The 15475-nt window shown below is 58.1% G+C and carries 13 protein-coding genes; 3 read left to right on the top strand and 10 right to left on the bottom strand.

Going from position 1 to position 15475, the window contains the following annotated elements; translation table 11 throughout:
• Positions 1 to 24: 24 nt before the first annotated feature.
• Positions 25 to 1284, bottom strand: coding sequence for an efflux RND transporter periplasmic adaptor subunit (locus IEX74_RS08330; protein ID WP_188813064.1), 1260 nt, complete (start codon positions 1282 to 1284; stop codon positions 25 to 27).
• Positions 1285 to 1598: 314 nt separating this feature from the next.
• Here IEX74_RS08330 and IEX74_RS08335 point away from each other — a divergent pair, with 314 nt between their 5' ends.
• Together IEX74_RS08335 and IEX74_RS08340 are read left to right on the top strand one after the other, a co-directional pair.
• The gene (locus tag IEX74_RS08335; protein ID WP_188813066.1) at positions 1599 to 2981 is read left to right on the top strand and encodes a sigma-54-dependent transcriptional regulator; all 1383 of its coding nucleotides are present in this window, start codon (positions 1599 to 1601) and stop codon (positions 2979 to 2981) included.
• Complete coding sequence (locus IEX74_RS08340) at positions 2971 to 4323, top strand: sensor histidine kinase (protein ID WP_188813068.1); 1353 nt, start codon at positions 2971 to 2973, stop codon at positions 4321 to 4323. Before IEX74_RS08335 ends, IEX74_RS08340 begins: the two co-directional genes overlap by 11 nt.
• 66 nt (positions 4324 to 4389) lie before the next feature.
• Here the strand turns inward: IEX74_RS08340 and IEX74_RS08345 are convergent, their stop codons facing one another.
• The 6 genes from IEX74_RS08345 to IEX74_RS08370 form a co-directional block, all read right to left on the bottom strand.
• Positions 4390 to 5772 (bottom strand): ABC transporter permease, encoded by a 1383-nt coding sequence (locus IEX74_RS08345; protein WP_188813070.1) that lies wholly within the window; start codon positions 5770 to 5772, stop codon positions 4390 to 4392.
• Between the two features lie 4 nt (positions 5773 to 5776).
• On the bottom strand, positions 5777 to 7195 hold the full coding sequence (locus tag IEX74_RS08350; protein ID WP_188813072.1) for an ABC transporter permease: 1419 nt from the start codon (positions 7193 to 7195) through the stop codon (positions 5777 to 5779).
• Between the two features lie 3 nt (positions 7196 to 7198).
• Positions 7199 to 7906 (bottom strand): ABC transporter ATP-binding protein, encoded by a 708-nt coding sequence (locus IEX74_RS08355; protein ID WP_308421116.1) that lies wholly within the window; start codon positions 7904 to 7906, stop codon positions 7199 to 7201.
• 66 nt (positions 7907 to 7972) lie between these two features.
• The gene (locus IEX74_RS08360; RefSeq protein WP_188813074.1) at positions 7973 to 10438 is read right to left on the bottom strand and encodes a TonB-dependent receptor; all 2466 of its coding nucleotides are present in this window, start codon (positions 10436 to 10438) and stop codon (positions 7973 to 7975) included.
• 370 nt (positions 10439 to 10808) lie between these two features.
• Positions 10809 to 11111, bottom strand: a complete 303-nt coding sequence (locus tag IEX74_RS08365) for a hypothetical protein (protein ID WP_188813076.1) — start codon at positions 11109 to 11111, stop codon at positions 10809 to 10811.
• A gap of 198 nt (positions 11112 to 11309) precedes the next feature.
• On the bottom strand, positions 11310 to 12326 hold the full coding sequence (locus IEX74_RS08370) for a zinc dependent phospholipase C family protein (RefSeq protein WP_188813078.1): 1017 nt from the start codon (positions 12324 to 12326) through the stop codon (positions 11310 to 11312).
• Positions 12327 to 12511: 185 nt separating this feature from the next.
• On the opposite strand from IEX74_RS08370, the gene IEX74_RS08375 reads away from it, so the two are divergent.
• Complete coding sequence (locus tag IEX74_RS08375) at positions 12512 to 13435, top strand: alpha/beta hydrolase (protein ID WP_188813080.1); 924 nt, start codon at positions 12512 to 12514, stop codon at positions 13433 to 13435.
• A gap of 110 nt (positions 13436 to 13545) precedes the next feature.
• Here IEX74_RS08375 and IEX74_RS08380 read toward each other — a convergent pair whose 3' ends face one another.
• The 3 genes from IEX74_RS08380 to IEX74_RS08390 are packed head-to-tail and all read right to left on the bottom strand — an operon-like array spanning position 13546 to position 15435.
• Positions 13546 to 14460 (bottom strand): HTTM domain-containing protein, encoded by a 915-nt coding sequence (locus IEX74_RS08380; RefSeq protein ID WP_188813082.1) that lies wholly within the window; start codon positions 14458 to 14460, stop codon positions 13546 to 13548.
• Positions 14450 to 15019, bottom strand: coding sequence for a hypothetical protein (locus IEX74_RS08385; protein WP_188813084.1), 570 nt, complete (start codon positions 15017 to 15019; stop codon positions 14450 to 14452). Before IEX74_RS08385 ends, IEX74_RS08380 begins: the two co-directional genes overlap by 11 nt.
• A 41-nt stretch (positions 15020 to 15060) precedes the next feature.
• Positions 15061 to 15435, bottom strand: a complete 375-nt coding sequence (locus tag IEX74_RS08390; RefSeq protein WP_188813086.1) for a hypothetical protein — start codon at positions 15433 to 15435, stop codon at positions 15061 to 15063.
• Between the last annotated feature and the right edge of the window lie 40 nt (positions 15436 to 15475).

Consider the following 15475-nt stretch of genomic DNA (forward strand, 5'->3'; position numbering starts at 1 on the left):
CTGATTATAGCGAGGTAGTCCCGACTATTCTTGCTTGTCTTTGAGCACGAGTTCGCCCATATCTTCGTAGCCTTCGTAGCTGGAGGTCACCACTTTATCGCCGGGCTTGAGGCCTTCCAGCACTTCGTAGTATTCCGGGTTTTGGCGGCCTAGGCGGATGTCGGCTTTGTAGGCTTTAGTGCCGTTGTCGCTGACTTTGAAAATCCAGTTGCCGCCGGTTTTCTGGTTGAAGCCACCTTTGGGCACCAGCACTGCCTGGGTTTGGTCGCTTAGGGCGAGGCGTACTTGCAAGGTCTGGCCGCGGCGGATACCCTCCGGCGCTTTGCCCACAAACTCCATATCCACTTGCAAACCCTTGGTAACCTGCGTGTAAATCTTCTTCACGCTGAGGTCATACTGCTTGCCATCGAGCACAAACTCGCCCTTTTGGCCGGGAAAAATGCGCGAGATATAGTACTCATCAATATTGGCGCGCACCTTCAATCCATTCAGCATATCGAGCTGGCCAATGCGCTGCCCGCGGGCTTTCGACTCCCCAATTTCGGCATTCAAGGAGGTGATGCGCCCGGCCACCGGCGCTTTGATGGTGAGGTCGTCCATCTTCTTGCGCATCAGGGCTAGGTTGCTTTGCATGCGCCCCACCGATTCCTGCATCTGGTTGATTTGCTGGCGCATCGCTACCGAATCCTGCTGCAAGGTTTGGCGGGTGAGCTGCTGCTTGCGCACCTGGTACTGGTAGTTATTCTGGCTCTGGTTGAAGTCCTGGCGGGAAATTACCTTCTGCTCGTGGAGCGTTTTGTTCAGCTCGTAGATGCGTTTGGCTTCCTTCAGCTGATACTCGATGTCGGCTAGCTGGTTGAGTTGCTGGATGCGGTTTTGGCGCATCAGATTGCGCGTGTTCTGGAGGTTGTTCATCAGGTCGAACACGGCCGTTTCGCGGTTCACCATTTCCAGCTGCAAGTCGGTATTCGTCAGTTGAATAATGGGCTGGCCGGGCGTGAGCGTGGCGCCGTCTTCCACCAAGATATTCTTCACCGTGCCGCCTTCGGTGGCGTCCAGGTAAATGGTTTTGATCGGCATTACCGTGCCATCGATGGGGATGAACTCCTGAAAAGTGCCCTTCGTGACTTCGCTAATGGTGATGCGCTCGGGGTCCACGTTCAGCTTGGTGGGGCCGGCTGTAGATAAGAAGCTAGCTACCAGCAGCCCCGCCACGACGACAATGCCTGCCACGAGTAGCAGCTTGCGCGTCGTCCAGGTTTTCTTTTGAATAGGTACGTCCATGGTCTTCGAAATGCGTTGTTAGCCTTCGCAATTGCTTCTGCCAAGTATTCCAATAAGGATTGTGCCGTTGATATAAGTTGTTGACTTTAAGTAACTTATTTATTAAAGCCAGCTCTTTAATGGCAATACTGTTCGCTTTTGATACACTTTACTGTTCGGTACCGATACACTTTGAGCAGTAAGCGCAGCGAGAACCTGCTTTGCAAGCTAAAAAGGGCGTTTTTGTAAATTAGTACAGTTTGTGGTCGGCATTCGAGTACTTAGTACCTAGGTTCTTTCGCCGGTCATCCATCCTCCCTTTTGCAACAGTTCCAATGGCTTCCAGTAAAGTGCGCGTGCTGATAGTTGACGACGACAGCGATGTGCTGTTTGCAGTCAAAATGCTGCTTAAAACCGAGGTGCAGGAAGTCGTGACGGAGAAGAATCCGGAGAACCTACTAGCGGTGCTGGGCCGGCAGACGTTCGATGTCATCTTCCTGGATATGAACTTCAAAAGCAACCTAGGTACCGGCAACGAAGGCCTGTATTGGCTCGGCCGCATCCTGGAGCGCGACAAGGAGGCCACCGTAATTATGATCACGGCCCACGGCGAAATCAGCACGGCCGTGCGGTCGTTGAAGGCCGGCGCCACCGACTTCATTGTGAAGCCGTGGCATAACGAGAAATTCCTGGAAACCCTAGCTTCCGCCCTGCAACAGAAAACCCGTAAAAGCGGCCCCACCAGCAGTCAGCCAAAACGCTCCGCTTCCTTCGCCGCCGAGGCCATCCTGGGCAACTCGGAGCCCATGCAGGAGCTATTTCACAAACTAGAAAAGGTGGCGCCGACCGAAGCCAATGTGCTCTTGCTGGGCGAAAACGGCACGGGCAAAGAGCTAGTAGCGAAGGCGTTGCACCAACGGTCGTTTCGGGCGAGCAAGCCGTTTATCACCGCCGACTTAGCGGCCATGAGCGAAGGCATTTTTGAAAGTGAGCTTTTCGGTCACAAGAAAGGCTCGTTCACCGATGCCAAGGACGACCGGGTAGGGCGCTTCGAAGCCGCTTCCACGGGCACACTGTTTCTGGACGAAATCGGCAATATCTCCCTCCCCCAGCAGGCCAAACTGCTGACGGCCTTGCAAAACCGGCAGGTGATTCCGCTGGGCAGCAACGTGCCGGTACCCGTTGACATCCGGCTCATCTCAGCCACCAATGCGCCGCTTTACGAGCTAGCCGCCAAGAACCAGTTTCGCAAAGACCTGATTTACCGCATCAATACGGTCGAAATTACCCTCCCACCGCTCCGCGAACGGGGCGACGATGTGCTGCTGCTAGCCAGGCATTTCGCAGCCCTGTACGCGGCCCGCAACCACAAGCCCACGCCCGAGTTTGAGCCGACGACGTTCAAAAAGCTCAAGCAGCACAGCTGGCCGGGCAATATTCGGGAGCTACAGCACGCCGTGGAGCGAGCCATCATCCTGGCCGAGGGCAACGTGCTGCGTCCCCAGGATTTCAGCTTTTCGGCCATGGAAATGCCGTTGCCAGCTCCTGGGCTAGCTTTACCCAGCTACCCCGAAGGCCCTTTGCAGCTGCAAGAGGTGGAAAAGAACACGATCCTGCGCGTGATTGAGCGCCACAACGGCAACATCACCAAAGCCGCCAAAGAGCTAGGTATTACGCGCACCGCTCTCTACCGTCGCCTCGAAAAACATGACCTTTAAACGGCTCGAAATCGGCATTTTCTTCCGACTGCTGGGGCTGTTTGCGCTGCTGTACGGGGCGGTTTACTACGCGCACAAGGCCATGTATGCGCCCGTGCTGTTCGCGGGCTTCCTGATCGTGGTGCTGGTGTTGGAGCTAGCCCGCTACGTCACGCGCAGCAACAAAGAGCTAGCTAGCTTTATTCTGGCCGTGAAATACCGCGACTTTTCGCAGCACTTCAACGAAGCGCACACCAATCCTTCCCTGAAGCAACTACACGCCGCTTTCAACCAGATCAACAGCACGTTCCGGCAGCTGAGCGCGGAAAAGGAAGCGCAGTTTACGTACCTGCAAACGGTGCTGGAGCTAATTGACACCGGCATCCTTTCCTACGACGCGGAGGGCCAAGTAGAATGGGTCAATGAGGCCTTTAAGCAAACCTTGGAGTTGCCTTGCCTGCATAGTATCCAGGCGTTGCAGAAGCGCCACGAGGTGCTCTATGATGCCATTATGCAGCTGGAACCCGGTGCTTCTTCGGTGGTAAAACTAACCGTGGGTAAGCGGACGATGCAGCTGTTGTTGTCGGCAACGTCGTTCAGGCTGCACAATCGCAGCTTCACGCTCATTGCCTTCAAGAATGTGAGCCATGCCCTCGATGAAACTGAGACGGAGGCCTGGCAGAAGCTGCTGCGCGTGATGACGCACGAAATCATGAACTCGGTGGCGCCTATTGCCTCGCTGGCCGACACGCTGCGCCGCCACGTGCGCCTGGAAAAGGAAAAAGCCACCGAGCCGCTTTTTCATGACTCCGATTTGCTCGACGATGTGGAAGAAGGAATCAGCATTATCCAGCACCGCAGCGAAGGACTGCTGAATTTTGCCCAGGTCTACCGCAACTTCAGCAAGATCACCACGCCGCTACGGACTACTATTTATGTGCAGGAGCTTTTCAACAGCATCCGAACACTACTGATGAACCAGTTGGCAAAGCAGAACATTGAGTTACTTCTCTCTATTCAACCCTCCGATTTGCTCCTGCAAGCGGATAGCCGGCTGATGGAGCAAGTGCTTATCAACCTGGTGCTCAATGCGGCACACGCCGTGGAAGGCCGGCCTCATCCGCAGATTCAGTTGGTAGCCAAAGTAAACGAGAAGGAGCGGGTCGTGCTCGAAGTAATAGACAACGGCACGGGCATTCCGGCCGACTTACTGGATAGCATCTTCATTCCCTTTTTTACCACGCACAAAAATGGCTCTGGCATCGGCTTAAGCCTGGCCAAGCAGATTATGCATCTGCACAAAGGCAGCATTCAGGTGCAGTCGGTGGAGGGAACGGGCAGCGTGTTTCGACTGGAGTTTTGAGTATCTGGCCTGAAGGTGCTCCGGCTGGCTCCGCGGAGAGGTCTATTCAAGCAAACCTAGGTTTGCTTAGCGCGGATTAATGGGCCGCGCCCGAAACAGCAGCAGGCCAGCCGCATATACCACGCCGAGGCTCACCAGCAGCTTGCCCAAGCCCCTGATGGTCGTACTGATTTCGGAGCTGCTCGTGAAGGTGTGCGTTGGCTCCTTAGCGTAGTCGGCGTGAGTGAAGGCCACTTGGCGGAAGAGGTAGGGGTAGTAAAATGCCCGTAGTGTATCGTGGTAGCGGGTGGCACTTCGCTGAAAAGCTAGGTGCGTAGGCAAATCGGTGCCAGCCAGGGCATTGAGGCTGGTCTGGGCATTGATGGCGGGCGAGAGCCAGTTGAGGCGATTCACCAGCTCGTAGCGCTGGCGCAGCCCGTCGGTATACGCAACTGCCAGCGGCTGCACCGATTGGTCACCTAGGTGCTGAAAAGCGTAGTACCAGCGCCACACAAAATGCTCCTTGATGGTAGTGGTGTCGCGCCACTGCGGGTAGAGGGCGAAAAAGCGGTTCATGGTTTCCGTTTTGGGCTTGTCCCAGCCGCCGTGAATTTCTTCGCGCTGTTTCACCGTCAGCTCAATTCCTTGCGGTACGGGCCGGGCGGCACTCACGTACACGTTCAGCAAGCCCGGCACCAGCACCACCAGCACCAGCCACAAACCTACTAAGGCCACCGCGTTGAAGGCCGAGTTGCGCTGCAAGCCCGTGACGAGAAAGGCCAGCCCAAACCAGAACAAACAGTAGAGCATTACCAGCGCCAGCCACAGCCCCACGCGGCCATCCAGAGGCACACGCGCCCACAGCATCGCCACCCCCGACAGCACCAGTGCCAGCCCGAGCACCAGCGCCAACCGAAACGCCAGCTTGGCCCCGACCACCAGCGCCGCACTCACCGGCTGGGCCAGCAGCAGCGGCAGAATGCCTTGTTCCTTTTCGCTGGATAGCAAGTTGAAGCTCAAGGCAATAATCAGCAGCGGGAACAAATACACCAGCACAAAAGCCAGGTCGAAGTTGCCGCTGAGCACCTTGGCTGGATTCACGTTTTCGGAGGCGTAGAGCTGGCCTTGTAGGCCGAGCAAGCGCAGCTTCACGTAGTATGGGTTCACGTCGCGCTGGCCCAGCGAGAGGCTCGCCCAGGGCGTCGGGTGGTGCACGGCGAAGGTGGTGTGATAGTAGCCGATTTCACCGGCATCGGCAGGCTCTGGAAACTTGGTTTTCAGCTCCTCCACATTGTGGTGGGCCAGCGCGGGCAGCTCGGCCAGGTGCTGGCGTTGGCGCCCGATTTCGGTAGTGCCGTAGTAGATGCCGTACAGCCCTACCAGCAGCACGAGACTCGTCAGTAGAACAAGGCCGCGGGCGGCTTTAAAATGCCGCCATTCGGCGGTAAACAGAATCCAGAATACTCTCATTAAGCTAGGCAATAGGCGTTTTGTCAATCACTTTCAGTCCCAGCCAGCTCAGCCCCACGGCCCACAGCAGCAGCGCCAGCGCGGGCACCAGCAGGTAGCCGAGCGCCCAACTAAGCGGCGGCGCGTGGTAGGCGAAGGTAGGGATGGCCCGCCAGGTAGCGGCGTCGAGTTTGCGCTCCTTGTCGCCGTAGCCCATGCTGGCCTGCAACGCGTTCAGGCGCTGCACGAGTTGGTAGCGGTAGTCCTCAGCGGCTTGCTGAAAGTGCACATAATGAGCGAAGTCGGAGCCGGCTAGCCCTATCGAAAGCGGCCGAATGGCTTGGTAAGGGTTCAGCAAGCCGGCCCAGGTCGAAAGGGCGTTTTGGCGCTCGTAGGTGCGGGTGAGGTCGGCAAAATGCTGCTGGTAGACCTGGCTGGTGTAGGCTTCACTCTCGGCCATTACCAGGCCGCCCACGCTCACCGGCAGTTCCTTTTCGGACGTTACGCCGTACTTTTTAAGCAGGTTTTCCTTCAGCAGAGCCGTGCGCTTATCCTGCGGGTCGTGGCCGTTGATGCCTTTTTGTGCTTCCTCGTGCACGGCGGCATCCATTTGCGCTTTGGTGATGGTGGGGAAAAGGTTGGCACCTAGGTTGGCCGTGGCTTTGGGAAGGATGATGCAGCCGAGCATCCAGCAGCCGAGCAGCGTCACGAGGGCCGTGCGCGCGTGTTGCTGCCATGCCGACACCACCACCGAGCCCACGATAAACAGGAAGAAATACACCACGTAGCTCGCCCCGAACAAGGCCAGGCGCACCCACAAATCAGGGTTATTGCCGAACTCCTCCTCTCCAAACAGCAGCCACGCCGCCAGCGCCAGCGCTGGCCCGACCACCAGCGCCACCGCCCGCCCATAGCCCACGATTTTGCCCCAGGCTACCTGCCGCAGCGACACGCCCTGGCTCAGCAATAGCTTCAAAGTGCCGGTTTCGCGCTCCTCGGTGAAAGCGCTGAAACACAGAAAAATAATCAGCAGCGGCACTAGCAATTGCAACACAAAGGCCACGGTCAGCTCCCCGAACCGGATGAGCGAGCCCGACTGCTGCGCCTGACTGAAATTAACGCTGTTCTGCTGGTGCGCCTCCAAAAACACCGACGCGCCGGTAAACGAATCCAGCCCCGCGTCGAGGAAGCTCAAGCCCGATTTGGGCCGAAACGCAAACGAGCCATAGTGCGCCACTCGGTGCGGATGGCGGTTGGGCTGGTGATGAAACTGGTCATTAACGGTTTGCTGCGCCACTGTGCGCTCCCGTTGCAAGGTGCGGTAGCTGGCGCGACCGACCAGCGTGGCAGCCAGCAACAGCCCAAGCACCAGCACGCTCAGCACCACGAAGCGTCGGTCGCGCAGGGTGCTCACAAACTCTTTTTGGGCAATGCTCTGTATCATCGGCTAGTGCATGTAGTGAAGGTAGAGCTGCTCCAACTCGTTGGCATTCAGCAGAGCAGTCGGGCGCACATCCACCAGCTCGCCCTCGCGCATAATGCCCACGCGGGTACCTACTTCCTTGGCCCGGAAAATATCGTGGGTGGCCATGAACACGGCCGTGCCCTGCTGGCTGAGCTGGCGCAGTAGCTCCGAAAACTCGTTGCTGGCTTTGGGGTCGAGGCCAGAAGTGGGCTCGTCGAGCAGCAGCACCTTGGCGTGCTTGGCTACGGCAATGGCAATGCCCACTTTCTGGCGCATGCCTTTGGAGTAGGTGCCCACGCGTCGCTGCACGGCCTCGACTGGCAGTCCGGCCTGGGCTAGGTAGGCGAGCAGCTCGCTTTCCTTGTACTTGAAGCCTGCCAGACTACTAAACAAAGCTAGGTTCTCCAGCCCCGTCAGGTGTGGGTACAGCATCACATTCTCCGGGATGTAGGCTAGGTATTGCTTGATCCTGAGTGCGTTGCTGGCTACTTCCAGCCCGTTGATGTACGCCGCGCCCGCCGTGGGCTGCACAAAACCCAGGAACAGGTTGATGGTCGTTGACTTGCCCGCGCCATTCTGGCCCAGCAGGCAAAATACTTCGCCGGCTTCAATCTGCAAATTCAGTCCTTGCAGCGCCAGCTTATCCGGGTACTGCTTGCGCAAGTCTTTGGCTTCTAGAATGTAAGTCATTAACAGTTTTTGGTTGATTATCTTTCCCAGCGCTAGTCGATACCTGGCTCCGACCTAGCTTTTCTGCTAAAAAGAATACCCCAGCGTGACCATGAAATTGCGCGGGGCGCCGGGGCTGGCCCGGAAGTAGTCGTAGCCGCCCACGAAGTAGTACGTGTCGAAGAGGTTGTTGACGTTGACGTGGAAGTTGAAGCGGTTGACGGTGTAGAACAGCGCCACGTCAGCCACGGCGTACCCGGGCCAGTAGGCCCATTCGGCAGGTCCTCCTTCGAGGGGCTCCACCTGGTTTTCGAAACGGCGGCGCGTCACGAAGTTGCCGCCCACAGCTAGGCCTAGGCCACGCAGCGCGGGCGCGAGAAACGTGTATTTGGTCCATAAGCCACCCGAATTTTGGGGGGCGTTGGCGAGAGGTTGCCCTTGTTCGGCAGCTAGGTCAGCTTTCGTCACCTCGGTGTGGTTGAAGGCGTAGTTGGCGTTCAGGCTGAAATTGGGCAGGATGTTACCCGTCAGCTCAACCTCCACCCCACGCGAGCGGGCTTGGTTCTGGCGGTAGATGGCGGCGCCAGCGGCCGTGAGCGAGCCGGTATTCACGAGCTGGTTGCGGCGCTCAATCTGGTAGGCAGCCACGGTAGCAAACAGGGCTTTATCGAAGAACTCGCCTTTCAGGCCGGTTTCGAGCTGGTAGCTGGTTTCGGGACTGAACGCCTCGCTGCGCCCATAGCGCTCCGGAAAGCGAATGAGCTCGGGCCGGAGCGGCCGGAAGCCCGCGCTGTAGCTGGCAAAGTAGTTCAGGTTTTCGCGCAGGGCATAGGTGAGGCCCGCCCTAGGTAGGAACTTGGTTTGCTGAATGTTAGTCGAGCCGTCGCCGTAGTCGCGCTCGTCGGCAAACAGTTCGTAGCGTGCCCCCAGCAGCAAGCCCAGGCGGGGCGTCACCTCGATTTGGTCTTGCGCATAAAGGCCAGTGGTGTGATAAATCGAGTTGATGTAGTCGATAAAGAACGCCGGGGTCGGACGGCGGATGTAGGTGCTCGGGTCGCGGATTTCGTAGCTCGGGCTGTTAAGGTCGAACTGCAGCGGCACTACGCGCTGGCTCACCACGCCATTGGCTACGCTGGTCGCTAGCCGTTGCCGCGACTCGAACATGGCGCTTTCCTTGTCGGTATTGAAGCGGATGTAGTCGGCTCCCACCACCACTTTGTGCGCCAGCGAACCAGTGTTGCGGTTCAGCACCAAGTAGGCCGACAAGTTCTTGGTGTACTCCTCGGCGCGGCGGTCGAAGTAGCGTAAATTCATCACCGAATTGCGCGGCTTGCTAGCGTCCGAGTTGTCGTAGCTATTCAGCGTGCGGTGCTCGCTCAGATTCTCGTTATAAGTGAAGTCGAGGTAAGAGGCGTTGAACGACAGCCAATCCGTGAATTTGTGGTTGAGCGAGGCGTTCAGGTAGTAGGTGGTCGTGCGGAAGTAATCGCTGGGCTGGCTCAGGGTGAAGGAGCGCGGCACAGCGTAGAGGTCGTTGCTCTTAATGGGCAGGCCGCGGTCGAGGTAGCCGTCGTTGTGGGTGTACACCAGCTCGGCGTTGAGCGTCGTTTTGTCGGAAACCAGGAACGTAACGGTAGGAGCTAGCATCAGCGACTTCGTGTCGTTCACGTCGCGGAAGGTGTTGGTTTTCTCGTAACCTGCGTTGAAGCGATAGAGCACGTTTTTCTGCTCGTTCAGCGGGCCGGTGAAGTCGGCCGTGGCGCGGGTCGTGTTGAAGCTGCCTGTGGAGAAAGTCAGGGCCTTGCGGGCCACATCGAGCGGCTTTTTGGTCACCATATTGATGGTGCCACCGGGGTTAATGTCGCCGAACAGGGCCGCGCCGGGGCCTTTCAATACCTCTACCCGTTCCAGATTCACGGTGAGGGGTGCCTGCGTAAACGCGTTGCCGTAGCTGAAGCCCGAGCGCAACCCATTGAGCAGCCGAAAGCCACTTTCGTAGCCGTTGCGGAAGCCGCGAATCGTGAAGTCGTCGTAGTGCGAGTACTGCGCCACGCCGGCCACGTTCTTCACCGTTTCGGTGAGGCGGTACGCCTGACGGTCCTCTATCAACTCCTTGGTCACCGTCGAAACAGACTGCGGCACGTTGATGAGCGCGGTGGCCGTGCGGGTCCCCACGAAGCTGTAGTCGCTCTTGTAAGTGGTTTCCTTGCGACCCAACACCTCCACTTCCTGGAGGGCGTTAGAGCTAGGTTGCAGCGTGAAATTTACCGTCACATTGGGGTCGTCGGCACTCAGCACCACCGTGCGGCGCTGCTCCTGGTGGCCTAGACTGCGGGTAATCAGCGTGTACTCGGCCAGGGGCAGCTGATCGAGCGAGAAGCGGCCATCGGCGCTGGTAAGCGTGGAAAAGCGCCCGGTGCTTTCCACCACGGTAATACGTTCCAGTCCCTGACCGCTCGGTCCCACAACGCGGCCAGCAAGGTGACCTAATGGGGTTTGGCCAACAGTCAGCAATGGCCATAGTAATCCTATAAAGAGAAGAAGTCGTCGCATGAAGATAAGGGGAGACCCAGCCGTAGGCGCCGCGCGGCTACGGGGGTGAAGTCGACAAAAAGGAGAGGATAGCCCGCACCCGGCCTACTGCATAAGCATAGTAGGACAACAGAGCGGTGCAGTTGAAAATCAGTCGTTTGAAAAGTTAGACTGAGCTGGCTAAGAGGATGCCGCGCATCTAGACAAGCCGCTAAGGCATGCGAAATAAGGCTGGCTTACGAGCAGCACTTTCACTCCCTGAAGTGAGGAAGTCGGAGATTAAATAGGCGTCAGAAGCGAGACGCTTGGGCTGCGTGCGATGCGCACAGCCATCCTAGGTGCACCAGCACCGCGGGACAGCTGTAAGGCTAATATAATGTGTAGCCCGGATCTAGGCTTGCTGGGCAGGTGGCCCGCGCAGGCTGGCGCCATCGAGTAAATGCGAGGCCCGACATACGGGAGCCTGCGGACGGTAGATGGCGTAGGCTAATAGCCGCATGGGCTCCGCTACGCACACCGGCAAGGAAGGCTGGAACGGCGCATCGTACAGCTGCTCAACGTGGCAGTGTTGGTGCTTGGGGGTAAGCATGTGCTTGGTGGCTAACCGCTGTGGTGCCTGCCAAACTGGTTCTTCCTCCGTGTGCTGGTGAAAGTGAGCACGCAGCACGGTTGCTTCGGGCAGAAAGACGCGCACAAGCAGCAGCAATAGCCCCCAGGCTATTATTCTCCTCCCTATGCTTATCGATGAGCTACCCATCATGAAGATTAGATGAAGCTCAAAGGTAGAATCTTTTTTCTAAATGCTGCAATGTTGCAAAAAGCACACGTGAATGCACGCTACGATAGGCCATAGAGCCACAGGGAGAGGAGCAGCGAGTAAAGTAGGGTGCTCTTAAAATTCCGGATTGGTGTAAAAATCTACCAGCTTGCCCTTCCGGATTAGCTTTAGCTCCTGCTTCAGGCCTCGCTGGTTGTTGCGTGTGGTGGTCTTCGAGTCGAGCTTACCTAGGTCAGGTTTGCCGGCATTTACCCAGGCCGTGTACCAATAGTCGGCGGTGGCGACGGTGGCGGCGCGCAGCTGGCGCTCGACCATGTGCTTGAGGGCCAGATGGTAGCGCGTGGCGTAGTCGGCGGTGTGGTAGGTGTCGCCAAACTGGTTTTTGCGAATGGCGCCCTGCGCGTCGAGCTGGTAGATGCTGGCGGCCGTGAGGTTGGCTTGCTGCTCTTTCTCCAGGCGCAGCAACGTATCGGCGGTGGCGAAGCTGCGCTGCATAATGGCCCAGGTTTCGGCCAACGGGTCGTCGATGTAGCGCGCTTCGCGGACGTGGAAGTTGTAGTCTTTGCCAAACATTTCGGGCAGCTGCCCCTCAAAGAACGAGTGAATGCCGCGCTGGTCGGTGAGCTGGCCGTCGTGGTTGAGGGTGGTGTGCAGGGGCATGTGGGCGTCGCCGAGGTAATGACCTAGGTCGCCGGCCAGAAACAGAATTTCATCCTTGCGGCCGTTCTTGAAAGCGCGGGTCAGCTTGCCCATCATCTGCTCGATGTACCAGGGCAGGGTGCCGTTTTTCTCCAGCGTAGCCGCGTCGAAGCGGGTTTGCGCCTCAGCCCAGGTGCGCGGAAACTGCGCGACCGGACCTAGGTTGTAGGCTTCGGGGTTGATGAAGTGGCGGGTAAATTCGGCTTTGTCGTTAATCACGTACTTGCGGGCGTCGGGCAGCACGGCTTCTTCGGTCAGGAAATCGGCGTGGTTGTAGAAGAAGGTGCGCATGACCGGCGGCAGGGCCAGGATAGCCGCCCGGTTGATGCGCTGGTGACTCCAGGCGCCCCAGGCAAATAGAAGGGAAGGCACGCTTAGCAAAAAAGCCAGCAAAGCTAACCGCCGAGGCAGACGACGCGAAGTAGCAAACATGGTGAGAAAAGCTAGGCAGTTCAGAAAACGCTGCAAAGCTACAACGGTCTTGGTGAACGTGCCACGGCGCGTTCGTCGTTGAACGGCTTACTGTGAATTCTCGAACAGCGCGGGCGAGAACGCGCCGTGGCGCGTTCCTATTACGTCGGGTTTTTAGCTAGATTAGCCGCCAAACATCCTGCCCTATGAAAAAACTATTGCTGGTCGCTTTTCTCCTCAGCGCCTCCTCTTCCATGCTTTTTGCCCAAAACCAGATCATCCCGATTTACACCGGCACCATTCCCGATTCCAAACCCAGCGACGTTAAGGAAACCAGCATCAAAGTAGCCGATGGCACTGAGCGCATCAGCAACGTGGTGCAACCTAGCTTGTCGATTTATTTGCCGCCCAAGGAGAAGGCCAATGGCACGGCCGTTATCATTTGCCCCGGCGGTGGCTACGCCCGCTTGTCCGTCGACAATGAAGGGCGCGAGGTGGCTAAGCGCCTGAACGAGATGGGCGTAGCGGCATTCGTGCTAAAATATCGTTTGCCCAACGACCAAAGCCAGCCCGATAAATCCATTGCGCCGCTACTGGATGCGCAGCAAAGTCTACGACTGGTGCGCGAGCAGGCCGCCAAGTATAATGTGAACCCCAACCGCATCGGCATTATGGGCTTTTCGGCCGGCGGGCACCTGGCCTCCACGGCCGGCACGCACTTCGAGAAGCCGGTAGGACAGAACGTGAGTGCCACTTCCGTGCGCCCCGATTTTCTGGTGCTGCTCTACCCGGTTATCAGCTTTTCGGAGGAGCTGAAGCACGGCGGCTCGCGTGATAACCTGATCGGTAAAACGCCTTCCGCCGAGCAGACTAAGCTTTATTCCAACGAGTTGCAGGTGACGGCCCAAACGCCGCCTACCTTCCTCGTGCACGCCCAGGACGACAAAACGGTGCCAGTGCGCAACAGCATCGTGTTCTACGAAGCCTGCACCCGGCAGGGCGTACTCGCCGAAATGCACCTCTACCCGAAAGGTGGCCACGGCTTCGGCATGCACAACAAAACCACCAAAGACGACTGGGTCGAGAGCCTGCAAAACTGGTTTGATGCCAACGGCTGGCTGGTGAAGTAGCCCGGTTGTGGCATAATCAAACATTGACAAAACCCTAGGACGCGGCAGTGCGGCCTAGGGTTTTGTCGTTTGAGTGCAATGGCGCGTTCGGTGATTTCCGCGCTACCGACCTAGGTTGGTTCGTCAGTTTGTGGCAAGGTGGGCGCGTAGTAAGCTGCCAGGTTCAGCACAATCATCAGCGCCGAAAAGAAAAATAGGCCCATAAACAGGCCGATACCTAGGTGCATGCCCACAATGCCGAGCAACCACCACGGCCGACTGCGGCGGTAGTTCATGCCCAGCGCGTACCCCATTTCCAGCCCGACGGTCAGCCAGCCAACCAGCAGGAAAAAGGGCGTGCGCACCAGAAAGTCGAGGGAAAAAACGCTGAAATAAGCATGGCTATGCAATGCCTTCCAGATGGCTTCGCCGTTGCGCCACGTCGGGCCAATCACTTTATCGAGGCCGGAGAAGAAGTACGCCAGGCCCAGGTGCGCCCGCAGCCACGTCAGGAATAAGCCTTGGTGAGCCAACGCCGGCTTACGGCCCTGCCAGGCTAGGTCGAGGGCGTAGCGGCTGCCCACGGGAAACACGCAACAGTAAAAAAGCGCCACCGTAGTGAAGGCATCGGCGCCGTATTGGTAGAGGTGAATGGACTGAGTAAAAAGCAGTTGCAGCAACAGCGCGCCCACCGCCGCCACGCGCGTGAACAAACCCAGGCCCAGCAGCAGCAGACAAAGCGGGTAAGCCCAGCGCGCCGCCAGCAGCAGCGACTCATACGCCAAGGGTAGCCCGGCGCCGGCCAGCGTTTGCTGTAAACTCGTGAGCGTCCAGAAAACGTGGTCGTGAGTTGCGTCCAGAATGTCGGGGTAAACGTAGCCTCGGTACGAGAACAGCAAGTCGAAATCAGGCTGAAGCGACCAGAAGTGGAGCAAGGCAATACTGGCCACGTTCACGCGGAGAAAAGCGAGCCAGCCAGGATTGACCGCGGCCATCGTCGCGAGTGCTGGGGCCACGCGTGGCAGCCGGCGCTCATCAACGATCATGCGGGCGGAAGGTATAATGCACCGTGAGAAAGGGGCGTAGCGCGTAGGTCAGCGGCTTGCCCTGCCGGGCCTCGGCGAGTGAAGGATACAGAAGCAGGGCGTAGCGCAGGTCCATGGCCGTATCGGGGCAGCCGGCTTGCTGGTGCAGCGTAAACGCCACATTGCGTACCACCAACGCCCGATAGTCGGCCAGTAGCGGCGCGTCGGCCTGGGGCACGGTGGCAGGCGCCAGCCAATCATCGGTAAGGGTGTTGGCCAGCGTAATCAGGCGCAGCGAGGTTTCGAAGGAGCGACCCGTGGGCTCCAGCTTCTGCCCGCCACACTCGCCGGTGAGCGCGCCGTTGCTGCGCACGTTCAGGCCGAAGAAGCCGTAGCCGTGCTCGGCCCCGGTCAGGCGCCCGTAGTAGCGGGCGGCCTGGGTGCGGAGCAGGCCCGGCAGCGGCTGCGCAGGAGCCCTAGGTTGTTGCGCATCCTGCCATAAGTTGTAGCTAGCCAGCAGGTTCACTACGCCTATGTAGGTGAGGTGCAGCACCATCCAGCCGTAAAGCAGCTTTTTCATCGGCAAAGCTGTGCGTAGCTAGGTTTGGGCAAGGCCGGGGCTTACTCCCGCGCGGCGTACTTGTTCAGCACCGTCTTCACGCGCAGCGCTTCCTGGGGCAGGTTGCCTTTGCCTTTCCAGTTGATGAATTTGCTGGAAAACACGCTGGAAAAGACCGATTCGCTGAAGATCCAGCCGGCTTTGTTGCGCGGATCGTTGGGGTTGATAACCACCGTTTGCCCGGCCCTGATGTCGCCGAGCTTGTAGTAGTCGACAATGGCTTTGCGCACGGCGTCGCGGTCGGTCGTGGTCATGCGCTCCACCGACGACACCGTGTACAAGTTGGTGCTAACTAACCGGATGTTGTTTTTGGGTACTTGAAACGACACTGCCAGGCCCAGCGGTAGCAGCAGGCTCAGGAAAGCTAGCTTTTTCATAGAGCAACGTTGCAATAGTTTCCAGTTCCTACTCTAGGAA

Source organism: Hymenobacter cavernae (genome assembly GCF_014641455.1).
GTDB classification, from domain to species: Bacteria; Bacteroidota; Bacteroidia; order Cytophagales; family Hymenobacteraceae; genus Hymenobacter; species Hymenobacter cavernae.